This window comes from Paenibacillus odorifer (genome assembly GCF_000758725.1).
GTDB lineage: Bacteria > Bacillota > Bacilli > Paenibacillales > Paenibacillaceae > Paenibacillus_AQ > Paenibacillus_AQ odorifer.
On record NZ_CP009428.1, the window covers coordinates 6,683,305 to 6,697,844 of the forward strand.

Genomic DNA, 14,540 nt, shown 5'->3' on the forward strand with positions numbered 1-14,540 from the left:
AGATTATTGCTGCTATTCAAAAAAATAAAAAGAAGCTCCGTTAATACACGAAGCTCCTGTTTACAATTTATGATGGTAAGTAAAGTTGAAGCAGCTTGCTGTTGGCAGCGAGAAAGCTGGCTATATCCCTCTTTATCCTTGGATGTCCCGTCTCGCCTCTTGCTCGGCAAGAATCTCGTTATCTTCCGCGTTATCCCGCGTCACTTTCTGAACGCCAATAGCGCTATAAGAAATCAAGAGAATAACAGCTATGTAATACCCCTTTACATTTAATTCAAATGGAGCATTGTAAAGGCCAATAAAAAACATCGCATACCCGATAATCAAACCCACAAAAGCCATAATTGTGAAGGCCCCTGTGTTTCTCATCCTGTGTTTAGGGTTATCCAAACGAAATTCTTTATCCTCTGTATTGTCCCTGACCACCTTTTGCACAACGATACAGGAAATCGTAATTAACACCATACAGAGCAAATAATACCCTTTTACGTTTAGCTCCCAAGTGTCGTTGTACACTCCCAAACAGAATAGAAAAAGTCCTGCCCCCAATGCAAAATACGATGCCCCCGTAAAAGCAGCCGTGTTGCGTTTGCGATATCTCTGATTCATCTGATAATTCCTCTCCCACTACAGACTTGAATGATGATATATCCTTCTCCACTATACCGTGGAACATCGGTAAAATTCTACCATGAATCAGGTTGTTTTAGGGAATTTCAGGAATTTTTTTACTATACAAATATAAAATAACGCAAACACCGAAAGGACGGTCTCAGTCCCATACAATATAGGACAAAAACCGCCTCCCGCGATCTCAGCAACATATATTAGAAAAATGCTACTGCCTTTCCTGGTCCACCAATTGCTGCTGTGCGAGACGAATCATTTCGCGGACCATCGATCCACCAATTTTACCGCCGATCTGGCCCACCGATTCTGTGCTCAAATGACCATTTTGACCGTGCTCCAAAGGGACACCCAGTTCTTTTGCAACTTCGTATTTCACATCATCAGGCCGCTCCGGATCTACGTCATACCCCTCGCGGCGCATCACTTCCGCTTTAAAAATTTGCATTCCGCGGCTGGCTCCCGGCACTGCATATTTCCTGTTTCTTCTAGACATCCTTATCCCCTCCCAAACCTGTTTTAAATAACATGCCCGGAAACCGGAACCTCCACCCTTATTGACTTGCCCCGATTATTTCCAAGCAGGGCGCCGTTGCAACGCGGCATTCGTAGCACGCAAGGTTACAGCCCAAAATAAAAAAGCCACAGCACTAACAGAAGCTCCAAGCCAACATACCCCGTTCCAGCCATAGTGAGAATATATTTGAGTGGAAGCAATCGATCCGGTAGCACTTCCAATGGAGTAAAAAACCATATACCCTGCGGTGAGCCGACTACGTGCCTCCATGCGCAAGGTAAGTATGATACTTTGATTGGTGACATGCACCGCCTGCACAGCCAAATCAAGCAGAACAATACCAATGACCAATGCCAACAGCGACTGCTCCGTAAAACTGATAAACCACCATGAAATCAACAATAGAAGTAATGCTATGCCTGTCGTTCTCTGTCCATGACCCTGATCAGCTAGCTTTCCCGCCCGCGCAGCAGCTAATGCTCCCACAATTCCCGCCAGACCAAATGCCCCAATTGCAGTATGTGAAAGTGATAACGGCGGAGCACTGAGAGGCAAGACCACAGAAGTCCACAGAATACTGAAAGCAGTAAAAATCAGCAAAGCCAGAATAGCGCGGATACGCAATACTCTCTCTTGCACAAACAACATAAACACTGAACTAAGCAGCTGAGCGTATGACAGTGTTTTTACCTCACGTTCCACATTTGGCAACACCCTAAATAATGTACACACCATACAAAGCATTAAAGCAGCAGAAAAAAGGTATACGGAACGCCAACCTGCAAGATCTGTAAGTATTCCTGAAATGGATCGCGCAAGAAGTATTCCAATCACAATTCCACTTGTGACCATGCCTACGACTCGCCCGCGTTCGGCAGGGGCAGCCATTGTCGCCGCGAACGCAACAAGCGTCTGTGTTACAACAGCGAGTAGTCCCACTGAGGCCATACCTACGAATAGTACCGTGCTGGAAGAGGCAGTACCCACGATAATCAAAGCCACCACAGATAATAACATCTGGCCGATAATCAGGCAGCGCTGATTCAGTAAATCTCCTAGTGGCACGAGCAGTAACAGCCCCACTGCATAAAAAATCTGCGTGATAGTAATAAGAATACCAATGGTTGAATAATCAATACCAAATTCTCTCGACAAATGATCAAGCAATGGTTGTGCAAAGTAGATGTTTGCAACCGACATCCCGCAGACAACGGCAAACAAAAGTGTCATATAACGAGGCATCGAGGAAGCATGAATAGAATCAGATGGCGTATGCGTCTCTTGTGACGAAAGCTTCTCTTTAGTCCCTTGCATTTTGGACACACCCTTTCTCTGTTAAATTTAAATCGCAAACACTTTCCATACCGATCAGTATGTTATTGTGCTCAGTAAATTTATCCCACAAAACAAATGATGTCAACATAAATATTTGATGCCACCGACTTTCATTTGACAATTTATACGACTAGTTCTAGTATTATAAAATACTGTTCGGTAATCAATTATTGAAATCAAATATAAAGAGGGGTGTTATAATGGCTCGAACCCGTGAATTTGACGAGGAAAAAGTATTAGAATCAGCTATGGAGCTATTTTGGGAAAAGGGATATGAGGCTACCTCATTAAGTGATTTAACTTCCAGAATGGGCATTCAACGCCCCAGTATATACTCAGCTTTTGGAGACAAAAAAGAATTGTTCGAAGCTGCGCTACGTAAATATACGATGTCCCATGCTTCTCGTGTCCGAGCCCAACTTCAAAGCAATCCATCCGTGAAAAAAGCCTTTCGTAGTTTTTTTGAAGATGTGGTGGCGGAGGAGTATTCAGGCAGTGTGAACCGAGGATGTTTTTGCATCAATACAATGGTCGAGCTGGCACCTCATGATGAGAAATTCGAGATCCTTACAAGAGAACATCAAATGTATCTATCGGTCATATTTCAAGAAACTATTGAACGCGGTATACAATCAGGTGAGCTTAAGGGTGGTGTAAATGCGAAGGCCTTGGCACAAGCACTAATCGTATCGCTAATAGGGCTTACTGTACTCTTGAAATCTCGCCCGGAGCGATCCTTTGTTGATAACGCGATAACAATGATACTTACTTCGCTTGATTAAATTCAGAGTCTTGATTTAAGTCAATGCCCGGCATAGTACTCCTAATTACAATAAAATAAAAGTCCTTTAGGAGGCTATCTTATGGCTATCTCAGAAAAAGACCTGTCGAATCAGCGTAAGTCCGCTTTAACAGCTGGAATATCACTGATCATCATGACCCTCGCTTCATTTTTTTCATATGGCTTTGTCCATGGGACTCTTGTTGTGCAAGGCGATGCCAGTGCCACATTTATTAACATCGTATCTTCCAACAACCTTTTCAAAGGGGAAATCTTGGGCTGGATCATCATTATGATTGCTGACATTCTGGTCGCCTGGGCGTTTTATGTGTTTCTAGAACCCGTCAACCAAAATCTTTCATTACTCGGCGCATGGCTCCGTTTAACCTATTCCGCTATATTGGCAATCTCTATCTTAACCTTGATATTTGTGCTGCTGCTCACGGGAAACACAAATGGCTTTTCCACATTAACAATCGAACAAACTCAAGCATTTATGATGTTATTTCTGGATGCATTTCAATTCATTTGGTCTATGGGGTTAGTCGTTTTTGGCGGGCATTTGTTAATAGTGGGCTATGTGGCTTTAAAATCCGATGTCATTCCTAAAGTAATCAGCATCCTGCTGCTGCTTGCTTCAATAGGCTATATTATCATTCATCTAAGCAAAATGTTTCTCCCACAATATGAGGCAGTCATTACAACACTTAATTTTATTTTTACTATTCCTATGATTGTAGGAGAACTAGGCTTTGGGATATGGCTACTGCTTAGAGGTGGAAAAATCCCCAAAAGTGTATAACGATTTTGCTATTCATCACCGGAATGAACCCGCTTCTTAATTCTACTTAATGACTCTGGCGTAATCCCCAAATAACTGGCTAGTTGATGTTGGGGGACACGGGTAAGTAAATGAGGTCTTTTTTGTAACAAGGCTTTGTAACGTTCTTCAGGATTGGAAGCAATAAAGGAAGTCAACTCATCCTGAACCTCACCCAGGTTTTCCTCTACCATTTTGCGTATCATGGTTTCCAGCTGAGCGTGTTTATGGAGCATATCCTGTTCCGCATTAAGATCACCAACCACCAATATGCTGTCTTCTAGGCAGGTTAAGGTGTACGCTGAGGGTCTACTCTCTTGATGCCGATTAAAAATCGAAACCGCTTGCTCTTCCGTATAAAAATTAGATGTGACTTCTTTACCCGATTCATCTACCGAGGACTGCCTCACACATCCCTTTAATACAAAAAAACATTTTGAGGGAACGTCTCCTTGTCTAAGGAGTACCGTTCCCTTCTTGTATTCCTCAATAGGAATACCTTCAACAATATCCTGCTGTTCCATTTCATTAAGAGATGTAAATTTACTCATATACTTATACAATATGCTTTTCATTTATCTCTCCAATCTCATTGCACGACCTCATATAAAGATACCTCTAACGGCTGAATAAAGTGTGACCAATCACCTGTTGTGTACAGCAGAAGCCGATGCATCGCACGCGTACAGGCTGTATAAAAAAGCTTGCGTTCGCTTTCCCGATCATACGTCTGTGTGGAAGCATCATAAATCAGTACGGCGTCGAATTCAACCCCTTTTGCGAGATAAGCGGGAATTACTAAAATGCCCTTCTCAAAAGTGAGCGTCTCTTTCGTAATAAGCCGCAGAGCTTCGCATCCTTGTTTCTTTAATTCTTCATAGACCGCACGGCTTTCAGCTGCAGTCTTGGTAATAACGGCAATAGAGTCGAGCCCTTCAGCCATCAGCGCCGCGAGATCCTCTTTAATTCTTATCGCCCGCTCTACGTCGCTACTCGCCTTCACTAGGAACGGCTTCTCACCCTCTCTTTCAAAAGGTACGATCTCCTCATTAGGCAGCAACGCCTTCGTAAACTCCACAATCTGACGAGTTGAACGATAACTTCGAATTAGACGGATCAGGATCGTTTCATCTTCCCCATAAAGCCGGATCAAAGGCGAATCCACCTCGTGCAAATTCGTTGCTTGAGGGAAAATCGCTTGGCCGAAATCGCCGAGCACAGTCATGCGCGCGCGGGGAAACAGCTGTTTGAGAAACGCGTATTGGAACGGCGAATAATCCTGGCCTTCATCGATAAACAGATGCCGAACTTCTGTGTTCATACGAGTACCCTCGACAAGTTCTTTTAAATACAGGAATGGAGTCGCATCCTCGCAAAAGAGTTCATCGCAGCTCAGCTTTTCCTTCGTTTGCTTACAGATTTCCTGCCACTGAGCAGGCACCTCAGTCTCGTTTGTCATTCTCCGATAGATGGTTTCATCACTAAACAACTGATCGTATAACCCAATCGTATCTATGAACTCAAACCGTTTGACATCGCGTCTCAGCGGTTTAAAGTGCTCCTTCACAATCATGCGGCGCAGCAGTTCTTCTTCCTGCAGACCAAAGTCAAAAACATTCTCTTCCCCTTGGTCCTGATTAGGAAAATCCCCATAGTTCTCAAGATACTGAGTCGTAAAATCGAAGACGGCTTCCTCCCGCCGATATTTCTTAAGTATCTCACTGTAGGCTTCGGCATACTGATCGGTATCGAGGTAATCGAGTTCATCTTGAACCCAGAATACCTCCTGTTCCTGACGCTCCAGCGAAGCCAACTGACGCAGTAGCCATTCACGCAATAAAACGATGCGATTAGCCAAACGAATGGAGCTATCATAGCTGTAAAATTGCGATTTCATCTGCTCCGCAGTAATCAACTCGCGATCCCGAAAGCGGATACTATGAAACAACATCCCTTCCTTCCCTAACCACAACGCATAGTTTTGCAGAGCATGCAGAAAAGCTTCTGAAGCTTTATACTGCATGCCAGTTAGCCGCGCTTCATACTCTGGAGAAGCTTTGGACGTCAGTACATATTCAATCTGCTCGAACGGGTCCTCTAGACGAAGCGTAGATCCAAGCCAATAATCAATATACTCCTGAAAGGTAGTTTGCTGCATATTCTCTTCGCCAAGCTCGGGAAGCACCGTGGATACATAACTGTTAAACATCGGGTTAGGCGAAAAAAGAACAATCTGATCCGCCTTGAGCCTATCGCGGTGTTTATATAGCAAATAGGCTACCCGTTGCAGCGCTGCGGATGTTTTCCCACTGCCCGCAGCCCCCTGCACAATGAGCATACGACTACTATCGTTGCGGATAATAGCATTCTGTTCCTTCTGAATAGTCGCCACGATGCTCTTCATTTGTGAATCCGCACCCTTACCAAGCACCTGCTGAAGTAATTCATCACCGATCGTTAAGCTCGTATCGAACACGTTCTGAAGCTGACCCTGACGGATCTGGTATTGCCGCTTCAGCATCATCGTTCCCGAGATTTGTCCTCCCGGTGTATCGTAAGAGGCGGGGCCTGGCGAATGGTCATAATACATACTTGCAATAGGTGTCCGCCAGTCATATACCAGAAAATTCACACCTTCTGCATCGATGAAAGACGCCACCCCGACATAGATTTGCTCACTGGAGTTCAACCCATCTTCTTGAAAGTCCATTCGTCCAAAATAGGGCGACGGCAGCAGCCGTTTCATGTTCTTATAACGCTGCATCCGTTGGCGGTGACTACGCTCCCGTTCAGACAACAACGCTTCTTGCTGTTTTATACTGTAAAAGGTCTCCTCGAAATCCTCATGTGTGCTCGTATTGACCGTAACTTCCTCCCAAAACCGCTTGCGGATGTCCGTTACCTGTTCACGTAATCCTGTCACTTCCGGTTCCAGCTCGCCAATCTTTGATTGCAATTCTTCCGTGACCAAATCTAGCCGTTCCTGTTCTCGCTGCCAATCTTTTTCGTTTAACATTTTTACTAACACGCTCCTTTTCAAGGTTGTTATCAAGAAGCAAAAATACAAATTTGACAAACTGCTAATCCGCATGGTATTATTAATGTATAAATAAGATGTAATAAATCTGTCTAAAATACGCGAATTAACAGTGGTCTTCTCATATTATCACGTTATTTCGTTGTGCGCAAATTATATATTAAGAAGAACCGGCAGCTCATGCCGGTTCTTCTTTTTTATTCCTTTTCACAAAGAGTATCCGTTCTCCTGAGTCTACTGATTTTCAGCGACTGTGGGGTCCGCTGTGTCCGATAGCGACTTCACCCGCGGATGAGTTCAATTAAACAGGGAGACCTAACAGCCATTTGATGACTGTTAGGTCTCCCTTATTCCTTATCTTATTTGTTTGCCAAAAAAGCATCAATTTGAGTTTGCAGTTCGGTTTGGATTTTATCAATGCCAGCGGACTTCAGTTGCTTGTTCAGATCTTCAAGACCTTTATCGATATCTTTAATTACGCCGTATTCGAGCGGAATCGCATAACGGAGCATTACGTTACCAATGTTGGCAATTTCCGTTTTCACTTTGCTGTTATCGAATACAAAGGTTTCAAGCGCGTAGTGATAGACATTTGCTTCCCAGCCTTTAGCCAGATCGTTTGCTTCTTGCGGGAATGCTTCATTGTCACGGTTAAGTGGCGAGTTGAAGTTCCAGTTAGAGAAGCCCATAAAGTTCGGATTCTTTTCAAGTGCTTTATATTTGTCATCGCCAACCGCTTCGTAATGTACACCGCTAAGGCCGTACATCATCAGGTCGTGCAGTTCTTTATCATTTTGCATCAGATCGAGGAACATCAAGGAGCGTTCCACATTTCTGGAAGTAGCGTGGATCGAAGTACCGTTTTGTGTTGAAATTGCCACTGATTTCTTCTTGCCTTGGTTGATGTCAGCCAAAGCTACTTCATAAGGGGAATTCTCTTGGCGCATCAAAGCCATAAGTGCTCCAAGTGTTCCGTTGTTGTGTGTAATCGATGCTGTTTTGCCTGCTTTAAAATCGGCCTGATGATCATTTTTACTGTTAAGGACGTTTTTCGACCATGCATTGTTATCAGCAAGATCTTTGTAATATACGAGTAGATCTTTAAACTCTTGGGTTTCATATACGTTAAATACTTGCCCTTTTTCATCCGTCAATTTGAAAGCAAACGGAAGGTCGAGATCAAACATATTCCATTCGTTTTGCTGCTTCAGCAATACACGGTCCAAATTATGAAATTTCCAGTCTCCTGTTTCCGGAGTGAACGGTGTAATTCCTTTTTCGTTTTGCGCTATGGTTTTCAAGTAAGTGGCATACGCTTCTGGGCTGTTGATCTCAGGAAGATTGTATTTCTTACGCAAATCCTCACGGTACAAAATCAGTTTTTCAACGGATTCCCCTCTGTTTTGTGGAACCATGTACAGTTTGCCGTTTACTTTAGCCTGATCCCAGCTCACATCAGACATGGCTGCTAAAGTCTGCGGCATATATTTGGTAAGCAGCTCATCAGTCAATTCCAGGAATCCGCCTTTCAACGCCTGGTCATTGTAGCCAGCCCAGTTTGCCGAATAGATGAGGTCAAAATCTTCATTTGCTGCCAGCTTCAACGGATATTTTTGCGCCCAGTCCGACCAATCCAGGAACTCGCCCTCTACAGTAGCATTAATTTTTTCTTTCAGCTTTTTATTAATCTCAGCAAAAACGCTATCATAGTCTATCGGTTTAGGGCCAACAAAAATCATTTTCAGCTTCACTTCTTTTGAGGTATCAAGGGTGTCTGAGGTAGTTGCAGGTTCTGAGGTGTTCGTAGTGTCGCTTCCCCCCTCTGACGCATTATTTGTAGCCTGTGCAGAAGTATTAGCATTGTTGTTTCCACCACCACATGCACTTAGAATCATTACGAAGGTTAAAACGAGCGCTAGCATTATCAATCTATTTCTCTTCAGCATCTCAAGCCTTCCCCCTTGTGTTTAATTATATTGATAAACCGAGTGTCCCCGGGTTCATCCTTTCACAGCACCAATCGTCAAACCTTGGACAAAATACCTCTGCACGAATGGATAAGCCAGCAAAATCGGGCCAGTGGCCACAACTGTCATCGCCATTTTCAAACTCTCGGTTGGGATCGATGTCGTTACGACTGCCCCTGCACCCATCATCGCTTTGCGCATGCCATCCATATTGCCTAGCATTTTATACAAATAATATTGAAGCGGCATCAAGTTTTCATTCGATACAAACAGCAATGCATTGTACCAGTCATTCCAGTAGGCTAGCGCTAGAAACAATCCAATGGTAGCTAACGCCGGCTTGGACAGCGGCAGGATTAGACGAGCATAGATCTTAAAGTCGCCTGCGCCGTCAATTTTTGCTGATTCTACAATCGCTTCCGGAATGCTGCCCATAAAAGACTTCATAACAATGATATAAAAGACATTGAGCATCATCGGAACCACTAAGGCCATCAGCGTATCCTTCATATGCAGGTAGTTGACCATAAGCAGATACCACGGAACTAAACCGCCGCTGAACAAAGTCGTAAAGAAAAAGAAAAATGAAAATTTATTGCGCCACTTAAAATCTTTTCGGGATAGCGCATAAGCAGTCATCGAAGTCAGAAACAAGCCAAGCACCGTGCCGAGTATAGTAACCCCTATTGTCACTATATAGGCTTGAATCATCTGTTCGGGATACTTAAACAAAATGCTGTAGGCCTCGGTTGAGAAGGCCGTCGGTATAAATTGATAACCATCCGTTAGGATTTTGGTTTCTTCCGTAAAGGATGAAGATACGACAAGTATAAAAGGGAAAATACATAAAACTGAGAGAAAAATCAGGGACACATAACCAATACCTGAAAATATTTTACGATCGAGCTGCTTCATATCGTTACCTCCATTATGAAAGACTTAACTCCTGATACGATTAGAACAGAGCGCGGTCTTTGTCGTATTTACGGACAGCATAGTTCACTGACATGATCGTCGCAAAGCCAAGAACGGACTGGAAAACACCAGCTGCAGCTGACATGCCGATATCATTCGAAGTAATCAGTGACCTAAATACGAAAGTGTCGATAACGTCTGTCGAGGAGAACAGCAAGCCGTTGTTGCCGATCATATTATAGAACATCCCGAAATCACCACGGAAAATATTTCCGACCGCCAGCAGCACCAGAATAATAATCGTCGGATACAAATTTGGAATGGTTACTTTCATAATTCGCTGAAAAATATTAGCCCCATCAATTTCGGCCGCTTCATACATTTCTGTATCTATCCCCGTAATCGCAGCCAAGTACATTACCGTTCCGTATCCGAGACTTTTCCATGCAGAAACTATAACCAGGATATACGGCCAATAGGAAGGTGTATTATAAATATCGACAGGCTGGAGTCCGATACCTCTGAGCAAAGCATTCACGGTGCCAATATCATAATTGAGCAGGTTATAAGCAATCGCTCCGACAACGACCCATGAGATAAAGTAAGGCAGGAACAACGCCGATTGTGTGATTTTGCGGAACCATTTACCACCGACCTCAAACAACATAATCGCTGCAAAAATTTGCAAACTGTTATTGACGACGATAAACGCAATGTTATATAGTGCTGTATTTCGTGTTACCCGCCAAGCATCGCCTGATTCAAAGAAAAAGCGGAAGTTGTCGAGTCCGTTCCAGGCACTTCCAAAAATACCGCCCGCGTAATCGTAATGCTTGAAGGCAATAATAATACCCGCCATCGGGACGTAGGCAAACAGAAGGAAAAAAGCAACCGCCGGAGCCAGCATCAGCAAGAGAACCCTGTAATTTTTCAAATCGCTCCAAAATGTATGCCCTTTCATCTTTGCACCCCTCTCTTCTCTATATCTCTCATTATAAAAGGGCGAAGACGCTTAGATAATTCAGCGAAACAACTAAACATAATACTAATTCAACGATTCGACAAAAAAAGGTTAGCGGATAAACCAAAAACACCCGGCAGCGATTCTCCAATAACAGAAAAATCATCGCCGGGTTTTCATTTCACCGCTGTTTTGTTAGATTTTATTTTTCTTCCGGTACTCGCCGGGCGACATGCCCATGTAGTGCTTGAACTGTCTGTTAAAATAAATAATATTTTTATATCCGGCTTGTTCCGCAATCTCATACACTTTCTTAGTCGGATCTTCGAGCAGCTCGCATACCCGTTTCATCCGTAATTCACTTAAAAAATCGCTGAATAAACTGTTGGTTTCAAGCTTGAACAAATGACCCAGATAGTTAGGCGTAAAATCGAAGTGGGCGGCCACTTCGTTCAGCGTTATTTTTTGATCTAATCTTTCTTTCACATATTCCGTGATTTCATCAATTAACTTCCGCTTTTGTCTTTGCCGTTTCAAATAAAGCAGCTCCGACAACTCAAAGAACCTTCTTCTCAGCCACGAGAGAATATCATGCACCGTTTCGAACTGAAACAGCACAAAGGGATGATGCGAATCCCAATTTAAAATCTCGTATAGATGCTCGTTCATTTGCTGCAGATCGGCATGAAGCTTGGAGGTAATTCGAATAATGATATCGTAGATGTCGTTTTTCTGGGAGAGCGGACTGTCCCCGGCAAACAGCTTCAGCAAACAATCATCAATGGTGGTAAGGTCGTAGTCGAGCATCGCTTTAAGCATCCGGTCCACAATAACCTCTAAATCTGAGGCGATTTTTTCCTTCGGGCTCCATTCCGAAGCATCTTGGATGATTCTGTTTTTCCCAACAATCCATTTAATACTTAAAGCAGCCTGAGCTTGCCGATAGGAATCATGCAGCTTACCCAGTTCTGTTGTGTACATCCCTCTTCCAATCGTAATTGAACAGGAGAACTCCTGATAGAATGACCGAATGAGCTCTTCCATCAAAGCGGTAAAATATTGTTCCTGAACCGCAGCTAGGATCACAAAATGATAGTCATAGGTTGTGATGACCATGCCTAAATTTTGATCTTGCGCGAACTTCCGGATAAACTGATTGGCGGTGCTGCTCCATAAACTCCGCTCTTCTTCCGTCCAAGTTTGGATTTTCCGTGCCATATCGTCGATCTCGACGATGGCGACCGCCGACGCGCCTTGTAAGTATAACGTGAGAACGTTGTGAATGTGCGTCTCGACCTGCCCCGGGGCAGTCTCGTTAAACCAGCGCAGCAGCAGCTCCTGATTCACAAGCGTCAGTGTTTCCGACAAGGAAATATGCTGCTTCCTCTCCTTCTCAATCTTGGCGCAGAGTTCAGTCAGCGTCTTATTCAACTCGTCATCATCGACGGGTTTAAGCAAATAACCGGAGGCATTTAATTGAATCGCCTCTTTGGCATAGTTGAAATCCTGATGTCCGCTAATAAAAAGCAGATGGACCTCAGGGTTAATCTCCTTCGCTTTCCGGGCAAATTCCACACCTGACATAATCGGCATGCGGATATCGGAGAGAATGATATCAACGCGGTGCTGCTCCATCATTTTTAAAGCGGAAAAACCGCTCGTTGCCGTTCTCACGCTATGCAAAGGCAAATGATCACTGCCCGCCACCCGCCGTCTCAGCCATTCCAAATCGATCACTTCATCATCCACCAGCAGAACGTTGATCTCCATCGCCATACTATTTACTCCCCCATAACTTCCCGGATTTCCGCATTATCCACCGGTAAGATAATTTGAACGGTCGTTCCTGCCCCAAAGTAACTGCCGATATGAATGCCGAAATCATTGCCGTATCTCAGCTTGATTCGTTCCTCCACGTTTCTCAGTCCATAGCTGCTCGAATGGAATGAGCTCGAACGCATATTTCGCAGTGTGTCCGCCCGCATACCAATTCCGTTATCGATGACCTTAAGCTCGATGCGTTCACCCAGCCGTTTTCCGGTAATCCGGATCGCAATCGTCTCCCCAAACCAAGCATGCTTGAATATATTTTCTACAAATGGCTGCAAAATCAGCTTGATGATGGGAACCTGTAAAATATCAGGATCAATATCATAATAAACCTCAAAAGCATCGGCATACTTTACCCTCTGAATTTCAAGGTACATCCTTACCTGCTCCAGCTCTTTTTCAAGAGAGATATAGACATGTCCTTCATTCAAGGTGAGGCGATAGAATTTAGAAAGACCTTGTACCATCTGTGTAACCTTCTCAACTTCGCCCAAATTGGCCAAGCTGCCAATGGTCGACAATGTATTGTACAAAAAGTGCGGACTGATCTGAGCTTGAAGCACATCCAGTTCTGCTTGCTTTTTCTGAATACCTTGCTCATAGACGTTCTGGATTAAGTCCTGGATGCTAGTCGCCATCTGATTAAAACTATTAGCAATGTAGACAAATTCATCGTTCCCGGCAAACCCAATTCTTTTATAAAAATTCCCTTCCTGAAACGACCGGACCAAATATACGATTCGCTTAATTTTTTTGCCTGATATGCGGGCAACGAGGAAGCCGATCACCGCCATGACTAAAAAGCTGATCAAACAAACAGTGGTGATCACCTTCTGCATTCGGCTAGCATCTTTATTTAAGTATGCACGCGGCACCCGTACCTCGATAGCATAGTCAGACAACGGAATATCTTCACTAATGATCAGATAAGCATCTTGCTTCGCATGTTCATCGACAATACCTTGTTCATAAAGCGTTAATCCACTAACCCTATCCACTAGGCGAAGGTCTATGCCCTGTTCAATTGGAAAGGTATCGAAATTGCCAAAAAGCTCGTCAATTCTCGCCGTGACGCGAATATAACCAATAATCGACGGGCCTCCCTTGGAAGAAACCAGCTTGCGGAAATACGAAATATTGCTTAGTTCACTGTCGCTGTCCGCCTGAAGCCACAAGCTGTCTTTGTTATTGGCAACGATCGACTTGAACCATTCCTTATTTTCAATAACCTGATCAGAAAGAATATAATAATCGCTTCTACCGATAGGTACAGACATATCATCACCGGGGATTTCAAGCATCGTCTCATTCGCGGTATAAAGCACAAGTCTCAGATTGTTCCCATACAATTGCAGAGGGGCTTTCATATAAGGAACGATGTCATCCCTCATTTTGAGCATGTTTTCCAATGCATCTCCCCTAAACTGCAGAGCATTCTGAAAATTCGTATTGAGAAACAGCGAGTTAGTCATTCGTTTGATTTCATCTGTCTGATATTCGATATTGTTCCTCGTCTGCTTCAAAGCTGTCCGGACATTCGTTTCCGCCATTTCCGTTCTGGACTCTACGAGCATCGTATAAGCTATATAACCCACCAATACATCTGTCAGCAATACTAGAATGAGGTACGGTATCATCATCTTATAGGTGAACGGAATATACTTTTTACTAAATAAAAATCTCTCCATACCCATGCTCCCTTGTATCCGAGTCAATGCTAACGTTGTTTTCATCCATTCTACAATGGAAT

At 43.7% G+C, this 14,540-nt stretch carries 12 protein-coding genes and 1 pseudogene; 2 read left to right on the forward strand and 11 right to left on the reverse strand.

What is annotated here, in order from left to right:
- Positions 1–132: 132 nt before the first annotated feature.
- The 4 genes and pseudogenes from PODO_RS32235 to PODO_RS29210 all read right to left on the reverse strand — a co-directional run bounded on the left by PODO_RS32235 (position 133) and on the right by PODO_RS29210 (position 2,386).
- Complete coding sequence (locus tag PODO_RS32235) at positions 133–369, reverse strand: YiaA/YiaB family inner membrane protein (protein ID WP_305953524.1); 237 nt, start codon at positions 367–369, stop codon at positions 133–135.
- Positions 370–426: 57 nt separating this feature from the next.
- A pseudogene (locus tag PODO_RS32240) lies at positions 427–609 on the reverse strand (YiaA/YiaB family inner membrane protein); the annotation flags it as partial.
- 229 nt (positions 610–838) lie between these two features.
- Positions 839–1,123 carry an alpha/beta-type small acid-soluble spore protein gene (locus PODO_RS29205; RefSeq protein WP_036682328.1) on the reverse strand — a complete coding sequence of 95 codons (285 nt, stop codon included), beginning with the start codon at positions 1,121–1,123 and terminating at the stop codon, positions 839–841.
- 75 nt (positions 1,124–1,198) lie between these two features.
- On the reverse strand, positions 1,199–2,386 hold the full coding sequence (locus tag PODO_RS29210) for an MFS transporter (protein ID WP_052097547.1): 1,188 nt from the start codon (positions 2,384–2,386) through the stop codon (positions 1,199–1,201).
- A gap of 293 nt (positions 2,387–2,679) precedes the next feature.
- Here PODO_RS29210 and PODO_RS29215 point away from each other — a divergent pair, with 293 nt between their 5' ends.
- Together PODO_RS29215 and PODO_RS29220 are read left to right on the forward strand one after the other, a co-directional pair.
- Positions 2,680–3,261: a TetR/AcrR family transcriptional regulator gene (locus PODO_RS29215; protein ID WP_036682330.1), complete on the forward strand. Its 582-nt coding sequence runs from the start codon at positions 2,680–2,682 to the stop codon at positions 3,259–3,261.
- Positions 3,262–3,342: 81 nt separating this feature from the next.
- Positions 3,343–4,062: a DUF4386 domain-containing protein gene (locus PODO_RS29220; RefSeq protein WP_036682332.1), complete on the forward strand. Its 720-nt coding sequence runs from the start codon at positions 3,343–3,345 to the stop codon at positions 4,060–4,062.
- An 8-nt stretch (positions 4,063–4,070) separates the two neighbouring features.
- Here the strand turns inward: PODO_RS29220 and PODO_RS29225 are convergent, their stop codons facing one another.
- From PODO_RS29225 to PODO_RS29255, 7 genes are all read right to left on the reverse strand, one after another.
- The gene (locus PODO_RS29225) at positions 4,071–4,655 is read right to left on the reverse strand and encodes a Crp/Fnr family transcriptional regulator (RefSeq protein WP_036682333.1); all 585 of its coding nucleotides are present in this window, start codon (positions 4,653–4,655) and stop codon (positions 4,071–4,073) included.
- Positions 4,656–4,669: 14 nt separating this feature from the next.
- A complete protein-coding gene (gene helD / locus PODO_RS29230) occupies positions 4,670–7,096 on the reverse strand; it encodes an RNA polymerase recycling motor HelD (RefSeq protein ID WP_038573859.1) in 2,427 nt (808 codons plus the stop codon).
- Positions 7,097–7,476: 380 nt separating this feature from the next.
- Positions 7,477–9,063, reverse strand: a complete 1,587-nt coding sequence (locus PODO_RS29235; protein WP_036682336.1) for an ABC transporter substrate-binding protein — start codon at positions 9,061–9,063, stop codon at positions 7,477–7,479.
- A gap of 54 nt (positions 9,064–9,117) precedes the next feature.
- Complete coding sequence (locus PODO_RS29240; protein ID WP_036682338.1) at positions 9,118–9,999, reverse strand: carbohydrate ABC transporter permease; 882 nt, start codon at positions 9,997–9,999, stop codon at positions 9,118–9,120.
- Positions 10,000–10,039: 40 nt separating this feature from the next.
- Positions 10,040–10,960, reverse strand: coding sequence for an ABC transporter permease (locus PODO_RS29245; protein WP_036682339.1), 921 nt, complete (start codon positions 10,958–10,960; stop codon positions 10,040–10,042).
- A gap of 195 nt (positions 10,961–11,155) precedes the next feature.
- The gene (locus PODO_RS29250) at positions 11,156–12,736 is read right to left on the reverse strand and encodes a response regulator (protein WP_306018805.1); all 1,581 of its coding nucleotides are present in this window, start codon (positions 12,734–12,736) and stop codon (positions 11,156–11,158) included.
- A gap of 5 nt (positions 12,737–12,741) precedes the next feature.
- Positions 12,742–14,478: a sensor histidine kinase gene (locus PODO_RS29255; protein ID WP_038573863.1), complete on the reverse strand. Its 1,737-nt coding sequence runs from the start codon at positions 14,476–14,478 to the stop codon at positions 12,742–12,744.
- Positions 14,479–14,540: the final 62 nt, after the last annotated feature.

Excerpts from the sequence above, each read along its gene's own strand:
- PODO_RS32235 (WP_305953524.1), bottom strand. The coding sequence starts at position 369 with ATGAGAAACACAGGGGCCTTCACAATTATGGCTTTTGTGGGTTTGATT.
- PODO_RS29205 (WP_036682328.1), bottom strand. The coding sequence starts at position 1,123 with ATGTCTAGAAGAAACAGGAAATATGCAGTGCCGGGAGCCAGCCGCGGA.
- PODO_RS29210 (WP_052097547.1), bottom strand. The coding sequence starts at position 2,386 with ATGCCTCGTTATATGACACTTTTGTTTGCCGTTGTCTGCGGGATGTCG.
- PODO_RS29215 (WP_036682330.1), top strand. The coding sequence starts at position 2,680 with ATGGCTCGAACCCGTGAATTTGACGAGGAAAAAGTATTAGAATCAGCT.
- PODO_RS29220 (WP_036682332.1), top strand. The coding sequence starts at position 3,343 with ATGGCTATCTCAGAAAAAGACCTGTCGAATCAGCGTAAGTCCGCTTTA.
- PODO_RS29225 (WP_036682333.1), bottom strand. The coding sequence starts at position 4,655 with ATGAAAAGCATATTGTATAAGTATATGAGTAAATTTACATCTCTTAAT.
- helD (WP_038573859.1), bottom strand. The coding sequence starts at position 7,096 with ATGTTAAACGAAAAAGATTGGCAGCGAGAACAGGAACGGCTAGATTTG.
- PODO_RS29235 (WP_036682336.1), bottom strand. The coding sequence starts at position 9,063 with ATGCTGAAGAGAAATAGATTGATAATGCTAGCGCTCGTTTTAACCTTC.
- PODO_RS29240 (WP_036682338.1), bottom strand. The coding sequence starts at position 9,999 with ATGAAGCAGCTCGATCGTAAAATATTTTCAGGTATTGGTTATGTGTCC.
- PODO_RS29245 (WP_036682339.1), bottom strand. The coding sequence starts at position 10,960 with ATGAAAGGGCATACATTTTGGAGCGATTTGAAAAATTACAGGGTTCTC.
- PODO_RS29250 (WP_306018805.1), bottom strand. The coding sequence starts at position 12,736 with ATGGCGATGGAGATCAACGTTCTGCTGGTGGATGATGAAGTGATCGAT.
- PODO_RS29255 (WP_038573863.1), bottom strand. The coding sequence starts at position 14,478 with ATGGAGAGATTTTTATTTAGTAAAAAGTATATTCCGTTCACCTATAAG.